The following is an 8,974-nucleotide window of genomic DNA, read 5'->3' as shown; positions in this document are numbered from 1 at the left end:
CCATGGGCTGGTGGTTCTGGAGATGGCCGGCAAGCTGCCGCCCGGCGCCGCCCGTCACCTGCACCGGGGGTTCGGCGTCACGCTCGAAAAGGGCCTGAAGTCGGCGGCGAAATGAACCTCCGCTACGACTTCGCGTCCGATAACAGCGCCTCTGCGGCGCCGGAAGCGATGGCTGCCCTGGCCCACGCCAACGGCGGCTTCGCCGCCGGCTACGGGGCCGACGAGACGACACGGCAGGCCGCCGACCTGGTCCGGACGCTGTTGGACGCCGACGCCGAGATCCGCTTCGTCGCCTCCGGCACCGCCGCCAACGCCCTCGCCCTGGCCACCCTCTGCCGCCCGTTCGAGGCGGTTCTGGCCCACGAACACGCCCACGTCTGCACGGACGAGACCGGCGCTCCCGGCTTCTTCGGCCACGGCCTCGGCCTGATCCCCCTGCCTGGGGTCTCGGGCCGGATCGATCCGGCGGCGCTCGGGGCGGCCCTCGAGCGGCCCGAAGTCTCGCACCGCCAGTCCCCGGCCGCCCTGTCGCTGGCCAACGCCACCGAATACGGCGCCGTCTACACGCCCGACCAGCTCGCCGCGCTCACTGCCCCGGCCAGGTCCGGGGGCTGCCGCGTCCACCTCGACGGCGCGCGCCTCGCCAACGCCGCCGCGGCCGGCTTCGACCTGAAGCAGATCGGCCGGCTCGGCGTCGACGTCGCTGTCATCGGTGGGACGAAGGCGGGCATGCCGCCCACCGAAGCGATCGCGATCTTCGACCGCGACCTCGCCGGCCGCTTCGACGCGCGGCTGAAACAGGCAGGCCAGCTGCCCTCCAAGGGCCGGTTCTACGCCGCGCCCTTCGTTGGCATGCTGCAGACCGGCGCCTTCGTGACCCGCGCCGCCCACGCCAACGCCATGGCCCGCCGCTTGGCGGCCGCCCAGCCCTTCCCCGTCACCCACCCGGTCGAGGCCAACGCCGTCTTCGTGCAGATGGATGAGGCGCGGCTGCAGCGGCTGCAGGCGCTCGGCTGGGCCGTTTACCGCTTCCTCGACGGCTCGGTCCGCTTCATGTGCTCGTGGGCCACCACGGCCGAAGCTGTCGACGAGTTTACCGCGACGTTGTGCGATCTCGCCTAGGGGCTTCACCTAAGGTTAAGCTAGGCGTGAAATAGGCTGCGCCCGGACGATCCACCGTGATCGCAGACGATTTCGTCAACCATTTTCTATGAGTATGTGCGGCGTGGCGCATGGGGCGAAAGACCCCGTTCACGCCGGCATCCCATTTCTTGACGCGGGAGCCTTCATGATGAACGCGAACTCGACGCTGCGGCGCGTCCTGATGGCGACGGCTTGCGGTGTGGCGTTCCTCGGCGCCGGCCGGGCGGCCGCCCAGGAAATCACCGAGGTGGTCGTCACCGGTTCGCGCATTCCCCGCGCCGAGCAGGACGCCCTCGCCCCGCTCCAGACCCTGACCGCCGCCCGCATCGACGCCCGCGGCTTCACCAACCTGGCCGACGCCCTCAACGACATTCCGGCCATGGGCGTGCCGGTCAGCCCGATCAGCGACCAGGGCCTGTTCGGCGCCGGCCGCAACTTCGTCAACCTGAACAACCTCGGCACCAACCGCACCCTGGTGCTGGTCAACGGCCGGCGCTTCGTCGGCGGCAATCCGGCGTCGATCTTCAGCGGCGCCTCGGCTGGCGGCCAGGTCGACCTCAACACCCTGCCCACCGCCCTGATCGACCGGGTCGAGGTGATCCAGGCCGGCGGATCGGCCGTCTACGGCTCCGACGCCATCGCCGGCGTCGTCAACGTGATCCTCAAGGACCGCTTCGACGGCGTCGAGCTCGACGGCCGCTACGGCTGGTCTGCCGGCGGCTACGACGACTGGCGCGCCCGCCTCACCGCCGGCCGCAGCTTCGCCGGCGACCGCCTGCATTTGATGGGCAGCTACGAATACAGCCAGAACGCCGCCCTCTCCTTCGCCGACCGCAAGGCGGGGAACCGCAGCCTGGTGTTCGCCGCCAACCCGGCCAACCGCTCGTCCAGCGACAACATTCCCGGCTCGATCCTGATCGAGAACCGCCGCCTGCCGGAGATCACCCTCGGCGGCCTGCCGTTCCGCGTCGCCGGCGGCGCCATCCAACCGCTGACCATCGTCGTCGGCGGCGTCCGCGTCCCGGCCCAGTTCGGCCCCGGCGGCGCTTTGATCCCCTATGACCCCGGCGTCGCTTATCAGCCGTCGATCGCCGCCGGCGGCCAGGGCCTCGACACCGCCCCGCTGACCACCCTGGTGACGCCGGTGAAACGGCATGTGGCCACCGGATTTGCGACCTACGACATCACCGATCGGGTCCGCGCCCGCGCCGAGCTGTTCTACGCACGCGCCGAGGCCGTCGAGCCCTACAACCAGCCGATCTTCAACGCCCCGCTGTTCACCGGGACCTCGGCCCAGCTGACGATGTCGACGGCCAACCCGTTCCTGCCGGCCGCCAGCCGCGCGGCGATCCTCGCCCAGCCTGTCGCCCTGACGCCGGACCCGAACTCGCCAGGCGATGTCATCTTCCTCCTCAGCCGCGCCTCGCCCGAGCTCGGTCCGAACCGCACCTCGTCGGAGACCGAGACCTGGCGCGGCCTCGTCGGCCTCGAAGGCGACTTTGAGCTCTCTGGCCGCCAGGGCTTCTGGAACCTGTCGTTCAGCCAGGCCCAGGCCGACGGCCATTTCGAACAGCCGAACATCGTCCAGTCGCGCTTCGCCCAGGCGGTGAACGTCACCCGCGACGCGTCCGGGGCCATCGTCTGCCGAGACCCGGCGGCCCGCGCCGCCGGCTGCGTGCCGCTGAACCTCTTCGGCGAGGGCGCGCCCAGCGACGCTGCGATCGCCTGGATCGGCACGCTGTTCCGCTCGGACTTCAAACTCCTGCAGACCATCTACCAGGGGAACGCCGGCCTCGACGTCGCGCAACTGCCGGCCGGGCCCTGGCGCATCGCCGGCGGCTTCGAGGCCCGCTACGAAAAGTCCGACCTCAATCCCAACGACGCCCAGGAACGCGGCGTCGGCCGCCAGGCGGCGATCAGCGCCGTCAGCGGCAAGTACGACACCCGCGAGGCTTACATCGAGACGCGCGTCCCCCTGCTTGGCGGGGACTTCGCCTTCCCGCTGGCCGAGGCGCTGGAGATCGAGGCGGCCTACCGCGTCATCGACCATTCACGCTCCGGCAACGACCGGGCCTGGACCTACGGTGGCCGCTGGCGGCCGGTGCGCGACCTGACCTTCCGCGCTCAGAAGGGCCGCTCGTTCCGAGCCCCGGCGGTGACCGAGCTGTTCCTGCCGCGCGCCACCGCCTTCATCAGCGGCACGGTCGATCCCTGTGACGCGCGCAACATCGGCCTTGGCCCCAATCCCGCGACCCGCGCCGCCAATTGCCAGGCGGCCTTCCAGGCCGCGGGCCTGCCGGCCAACTTCCAGCTGACCGGCCAGGCGACCACCATCGCCGGCACGGTCTCCGGCGATCCTGATCTTCAGAACGAGACCGCCCGGCAATGGTCGGCCGGCGTCGTCTACACGCCCGCCCAGCTTCCGGGTCTGACGCTCAGCTTCGACTGGACGGACGTCCGGCTGACCGACGCCATTACCGCCTTCAGCCTGACCAACATCCTGCAGGCCTGCTACGACACCCCAGGCGGCAATCCCGACGCCTGCAGCCGTTTCCAGCGCGGCGGCGCGACCCTCGCCGCCAACCGCCGCGGCCAGGTGCTGCAGACCGGCGAGGTGACCGCCGCCGGCCCCGCCGCCGGTCCCGCGACCGGCTTCGTCAACGCCGGCTATGTCGACTTCGAAGGCTTCACCGCCGCCGCCCGCTACGGCTCGCCGGTCGAGGACCTGCTCGGCGGCGCCCTGCGCAACCTCTGGGGCGGCGATCCGGGCCGCCTCGACGTCGATTTCCAGCTGACGCACGTCCAGCGGCTGGCCACATCGATCACAGGCTATGACCTCAACACCGATCAGGGCGAGATCGGCGCGCCCAAGTGGCGCTGGCGGACCGAGATCGGCTACGACCGCGAGCCGGTGTCGCTGGTTTGGGCGACCACCTGGATCGACCGCTCGCGGTACAACAACGACTACGTGTTCGAGACCCGCTACCCGCTGACCGTCGACGACTACATGGTCCACGACATCGCCGGCGCCGTCGCCCTCGACCGCTTCACCGGCGGAACCCCGCTCAAGGGGGTGAAGGCGCGCTTCGCAGTCCGCAACCTCTTCAACGTCGAGCCGCCCTACGGCGCCACCACGCCCGACGCCGGCGCCTCGGCTGGCACCTACGACGTGCTCGGCCGCTACTACCAGGTCGGCCTCACCGCGCGGTTCTAGGGGAGCGCCCGCGAGGCGGGCGAGGGGGGCTGCGGGGCGCAGACTTCCGCCCCTCAACGCCCTCGCGGTTCGTGATCCCCCTGGGGCGGAGGTTACGCTTACTGCAGCCCGGTCCGGCCGATGGCGTAGAAGCGGTCCGCCCGGCGGCGCTTGAGCTCGTCCGGACCCAGCGGATCGAGCGCCGCCAGCTCCTCTTCCAGCACGTCGCCGACCGCGGCGATAGCCGCATCCGGGGCAGAGTGGGCGCCGCCGGGCGGCTCCGGAATGATCCGATCGACGATCTTCATGCCCAGCAGGTCCTGGGCGGTGATCTTCATCGCCTTGGCCGCGTCGGCGCCGGTGCGCGCCCCGCGCCAGAGGATCGAGTTCGCCCCCTCGGGCGCGATCACCGAATAGATGGCATGCTCCAGTATCAGCACCCGGTTGGCGCCGGCGATGGCGATCGCCCCGCCCGAGCCGCCCTCCCCGGTGACGATGGCGATGTTCGGCACGCCCAGCATCAGGCACGCCTCGGTCGATCGCGCGATGGCCTCGGCCACGCCGCGCTCCTCGCTGGCGATGCCCGGATAGGCCCCTGCAGTGTCGACGAAGCTGACGACCGGCAACTTGAACCGTTCGGCCAGTTCCATCAGCCGGATCGCCTTGCGGTAGCCTTCCGGTCGGCCGTAGCCGAAGTTGTGCTTCACCCGGCTGACCGTATCGCGGCCCTTCTCGTGGCCGAGCACCGCCACCGGACGACCGCGGAATCGGCCGAGGCCGCCGATGATCGCCTGGTCGTCGCCGAACCGGCGGTCGCCGCGCAGCTCCTGGAACTCTTCGATCAGCCCGGCGCAATAGTCGACGAAGTGCGGCCGATCGGGGTGTCGGGCGACCTGGGTCTTCTGCCAGGGGTCGAGGTTGGCGTAGGCCTCCCGTCGCATGTCCTGGGCGCGCGTGCGCAGGGCGTCGATCTCGGCGTCGAACGCACCGGGACCGGCCGTCTCCGACAGCTTGGAGAGCTCTTCGATCTTGGCTTCGAGGTCGGCGATCGGACGCTCGAACTCGAGGTAATGCGCAGCCATTCGGCTCCCCTGCCGGAACGAACAAGCGGCGGAAATTAGGCGGGTTCACCTGCCGCCACAAGTACGGCTGAGCCTGGAGCGCGACGGCGCGTGCAACCTCCGGCGCCGAGCCTCGTTTGTTAGCCCGAGGTCGTCGAGCCCGCGTCGCAACGGGGGGTGCGAGACGGACCCAGGCGCGCCCTCGCCACCGATCCGCGGACGCCATGACACAGCCCCGCGGTCTAGGAGAGATGGAGCAGAAAACATGAACGCCCCCCTTAAGATCGGGATGGCTTCGGTGCTGGCCCTGGCGACCGTTTCGCCGGCCGCCGCCCAATATTACCGCCCGACCCCGGACTACGAACGCGCCCAGCGCGATTACGAAAGCCAGCGCTACCAGTACGAGGACAGCCGCGAGGCCTATCGCGAGGCCCGCCGCGACTACAACAACTCGCGCACCGACTACGCCGACGCCCGCCGCCAGTACGAACGTCGCCTGGCCGACTGGGAGCGCGAGCGCGCGCGCTACGACGCTCGCTACGGTTACGGCGCCTACGCCCGTCGCTACGCCCGCCCCGTGTGGGACAACGACTATTACGCCAGCGCTCCGTCGGCCGGTTACTACGGCTCCAACGCCAGCTACGCCTCAGGCGTCCGCTGCAACAACAACTCGACGGTCGCCGCCGGCGTGATTGGCGCCCTGGCCGGCGCCGTGCTCGGCTCGAACGTCGCGGCGCGTAACGCCCGCACCGAGGGCGCCGTCCTCGGCGGCGTGGTCGGCGGCGCGATCGGCGCCGGCGTCGGCCGGGCCAACGACCGCTACAAGTGCGACAGCCGCGGCCCGTACGTCGCCTACAGCGAGACCATCCCGTACCGCGAAGCCTCGGGCTTCGGCACCGGCCGCTACGACTACTACAACCGCCAGCGCTGCCGCCTGGCCCCGGCGCCGATCGACGACGCCGGGCGTGACTACCGCTACGTCCGGGTCTGCCCGGACGCTGACGGTCGCTACCGCTTCGGCTGAGGCTTCGGCCTGACCCAAAAGAAGGCCGCCGGAGCCCTCCGGCGGCCTTTTTCGTTTGCCTTCCCGATGCCGCCGGCGCGCACGCCTACTTCTTCGCCAGCGGATGTTTCGTCGCCACGACCTCGCGCAGCCGATCCCCCGCCACGTGGGTGTAGATCTGCGTCGTGGCGATGTCGGCGTGGCCCAGCAGGGTCTGCACGACCCTCAGGTCGGCGCCGCCTTCCAGCAGGTGCGTCGCGAACGCGTGCCGCAGCACGTGCGGGCTGACCCGCTCCGGATCAACGCCGGCGTCCGCCGCCGCCGCATCCAGCAACTGGCCGAACCTTCGCGGCGTCAGACGGCCGCCCTTGCCGCGCGACGGAAACAGCCACGGGTTGGCCTTGTCGCCCTTCGGCAGGAAGGCCGGCCGGACCGCCAGATAGGCCTTCACCGCCGCTCGCGCCGCGTCGTTCAACGGCGCCAGCCGCTCCTTGCCGCCCTTGCCGCGCACGATGAGGTAGGCGGGATCACGCGCCAGCGCCGCCAGCGACAGCCCGGTCAGCTCCGAGATCCGCAGCCCCGCCGCATAGGCCAGCTCGATCATGCAGGCGAGTCGCAGCCCTTGCGCCCCGTCCCGCGCTCCTGCCGCGGCGATCAGCCGGTCCATCTCCTGGCGGCTCAGCACCTTGGGTAGACGCCGTCCCTTGCGCGGCGCCTCGACGCGGCGGGACGGGTCGTCTTCGCGCCAACCCTCGCCGAGTACGAACCGATAGAACTGCCGCACCGCCGAGCGCCGCCGGGCCGCGGTCGCGGGCGCCAGGCCGCGTGCGCCCAGAGCCACGAAATAGGCCTCCACGTCCTCTGCCGCGGCGTCCGCGAGGTCCCGCCCCCGATGGGCGAGAAAGCCCGAGGCGTCCTCGAGGTCCTTGGCGTAGGCCGTCAGCGTGTTCTTCGCCGCCGCCCGCTCGGCGGACATCATCTCCAGGAAGGCCTCGGCCCAGCCAAACCCCGACCTCGATGGCGGAGGGCTCATTTCAGCCCCGCGAGGCCTTCCAGCACGAAGGCGCGCGCGTCGGCCATCAGCCCGGCGGCGGCCAGGGCGCGGGCGATCCGGGCCCGGTCGGCCACCGCCGGCCCCGCCGCGCCGCTCTCGGCGGCCGTCCATAGCGCCAGCAGCGCCGTCTCGCCCGCCAGCCCGCGTTGCGCCGCATCGGCCAGCGCCAGGCTGCGCCCGGCCGGCGCCTTGCCTTCGGCCACCGCGAACCCCGCCAGCCGCCGCCGGTCCGCCGGGGTCAGCTCCGGCTTCAGCGCCGCGATCAGGACCGCCTGGCTCTGCAAGCGCGGCCGGCTCTTGGCGTCAGCCTCCGCCGCCGCTGCGATCAGCGCCGACACCCCGTCGTCCGACAGCGCGTCGCCGGTCGCCAGCGTCCCCGCGAGCCCGGCGACCGCCGGTCCGGCGGCGGCGATCTCGAACACCGGCTCGGCCGGCGGCGCATCGGAGAAGGCGGCCGCCACCGCCGGGGACGGCGTCGTGCCCGTGACGTCCAGCTCCAGCGCCCGCGACAGGGCGTAGTCGAGACCGTTGCGCAGCGACGGCGCGCCGGGCGCCGCGCCCGACAGCCTGGCGCTCATCAGCCGCCCGAACACCGCGTCGCGCGCCTGCGCCTGCGCCAGATCGAAGGTCAGCTGCGCCTGCGCCGTCTGTCCCGCCGCCGCCTGACAGAACGCCCGCAGCCGCAGCCAGTAGATGTCCTCGCGCCCGACCGCCAGGCCCTCGGCCAGCGCACAGGCCCGGGCGTCCTGGCCGGTCAGCAGCGCCGTCTCGGCGGCGGCCCGCGACAGCTCGGCGTTGCGCTCCAGACCGCTCGCCCGCTCCAGCACCGCCGCCGCCGCCTTGACGTCGCCAAGCGCCAGCAGCGCCTGCGCCCGGGCGCCGAGCAGGGCCGGATCGGCCGAGCCCTCCGGACCCGGCGCCCCCGTCGCCAGCACCCGCCGCGCCAGCGCCTGGGCCGCGGGCGACAGCGGCTTGCCCGCGATCAGCGGCAACACCGTCCGCAGCGTCTCCACCGCCGTCCCGCGCCACAGGCTCGCGGAAAGGCCGGTCTCGCGCGCCGGGATGGAGAAGGAGTCCGGCGCCGCCAGCGGCTGCACCTCCACCTCTTGCGCCACCGCAGGCGCGACGTTCAGGGCGGCGGCGAGCGCCAACGCGAGGGAAAGGCGGACCATCCCCGCACCATAACCAAGCCGGACGAGACTGCCACCACCCCCAGAGGCCCGGCCGCAAAGCGTGGCCCGACGCTTGGCGCGAACCGCTCACGTCGTGTAAGCCTGCGCCGTCCATGGACCGCTACCTACCGCTGCGTCGCCGCACCATCGCCCTCGTCGGCCTGATGGGGGTGGGAAAATCGAGCGTCGGCCGACGCCTCGCCGCGACGCTGGACTTGCCCTTCCGCGACGCCGACACCGAGGTCGAGACCGCCGCCGGCCGCTCGGTCTCCGACATCTTCGCCGAGATGGGCGAGGCCGCCTTCCGCGAGGGCGAGCGCCGGGTCATCGCCCGCCTGCTGGACGAGC

7 protein-coding genes are annotated in these 8,974 nt (G+C 72.0%); 4 read left to right on the top strand and 3 right to left on the bottom strand.

All coding sequences use genetic code 11. The features are described from left to right. The first annotated feature begins 111 nt into the window (after positions 1-111). Together ACILRF_RS12005 and ACILRF_RS12000 are read left to right on the top strand one after the other, a co-directional pair. Complete coding sequence (locus tag ACILRF_RS12005; RefSeq protein ID WP_395673181.1) at positions 112-1,122, top strand: beta-eliminating lyase-related protein; 1,011 nt, start codon at positions 112-114, stop codon at positions 1,120-1,122. A gap of 169 nt (positions 1,123-1,291) precedes the next feature. Beyond that, on the top strand, positions 1,292-4,357 hold the full coding sequence (locus ACILRF_RS12000) for a TonB-dependent receptor domain-containing protein (RefSeq protein ID WP_395673179.1): 3,066 nt from the start codon (positions 1,292-1,294) through the stop codon (positions 4,355-4,357). A gap of 98 nt (positions 4,358-4,455) precedes the next feature. Here the strand turns inward: ACILRF_RS12000 and ACILRF_RS11995 are convergent, their stop codons facing one another. Next, positions 4,456-5,418 (bottom strand): acetyl-CoA carboxylase carboxyltransferase subunit alpha, encoded by a 963-nt coding sequence (locus ACILRF_RS11995; RefSeq protein WP_395673177.1) that lies wholly within the window; start codon positions 5,416-5,418, stop codon positions 4,456-4,458. 244 nt (positions 5,419-5,662) lie between these two features. Here ACILRF_RS11995 and ACILRF_RS11990 point away from each other — a divergent pair, with 244 nt between their 5' ends. After that, complete coding sequence (locus ACILRF_RS11990; RefSeq protein WP_395673175.1) at positions 5,663-6,421, top strand: hypothetical protein; 759 nt, start codon at positions 5,663-5,665, stop codon at positions 6,419-6,421. Positions 6,422-6,506: 85 nt separating this feature from the next. On the opposite strand, the gene ACILRF_RS11985 is transcribed toward ACILRF_RS11990, so the two are convergent. Beyond that, positions 6,507-7,433 (bottom strand): site-specific tyrosine recombinase XerD, encoded by a 927-nt coding sequence (locus ACILRF_RS11985; RefSeq protein ID WP_395673173.1) that lies wholly within the window; start codon positions 7,431-7,433, stop codon positions 6,507-6,509. Then, the gene (locus ACILRF_RS11980) at positions 7,430-8,626 is read right to left on the bottom strand and encodes a hypothetical protein (protein ID WP_395673171.1); all 1,197 of its coding nucleotides are present in this window, start codon (positions 8,624-8,626) and stop codon (positions 7,430-7,432) included. Before ACILRF_RS11980 ends, ACILRF_RS11985 begins: the two co-directional genes overlap by 4 nt. A gap of 113 nt (positions 8,627-8,739) precedes the next feature. On the opposite strand from ACILRF_RS11980, the gene ACILRF_RS11975 reads away from it, so the two are divergent. Next, a partial coding sequence (locus tag ACILRF_RS11975; RefSeq protein ID WP_395673169.1) for a shikimate kinase occupies positions 8,740-8,974 on the top strand: 235 nt, incomplete at its 3' end.

The sequence above is a fragment of the Phenylobacterium sp. genome (assembly GCF_044236515.1).
GTDB lineage: Bacteria > Pseudomonadota > Alphaproteobacteria > Caulobacterales > Caulobacteraceae > Phenylobacterium.
This window is presented reverse-complemented; position numbering and strand designations above follow the sequence as displayed.

Coding starts and splice junctions, on each gene's coding strand:
- ACILRF_RS12005 (WP_395673181.1), top strand. CDS start 112: ATGAACCTCCGCTACGACTTCGCGTCCGATAACAGCGCCTCTGCGGCG.
- ACILRF_RS12000 (WP_395673179.1), top strand. CDS start 1,292: ATGAACGCGAACTCGACGCTGCGGCGCGTCCTGATGGCGACGGCTTGC.
- ACILRF_RS11995 (WP_395673177.1), bottom strand. CDS start 5,418: ATGGCTGCGCATTACCTCGAGTTCGAGCGTCCGATCGCCGACCTCGAA.
- ACILRF_RS11990 (WP_395673175.1), top strand. CDS start 5,663: ATGAACGCCCCCCTTAAGATCGGGATGGCTTCGGTGCTGGCCCTGGCG.
- ACILRF_RS11985 (WP_395673173.1), bottom strand. CDS start 7,433: ATGAGCCCTCCGCCATCGAGGTCGGGGTTTGGCTGGGCCGAGGCCTTC.
- ACILRF_RS11980 (WP_395673171.1), bottom strand. CDS start 8,626: ATGGTCCGCCTTTCCCTCGCGTTGGCGCTCGCCGCCGCCCTGAACGTC.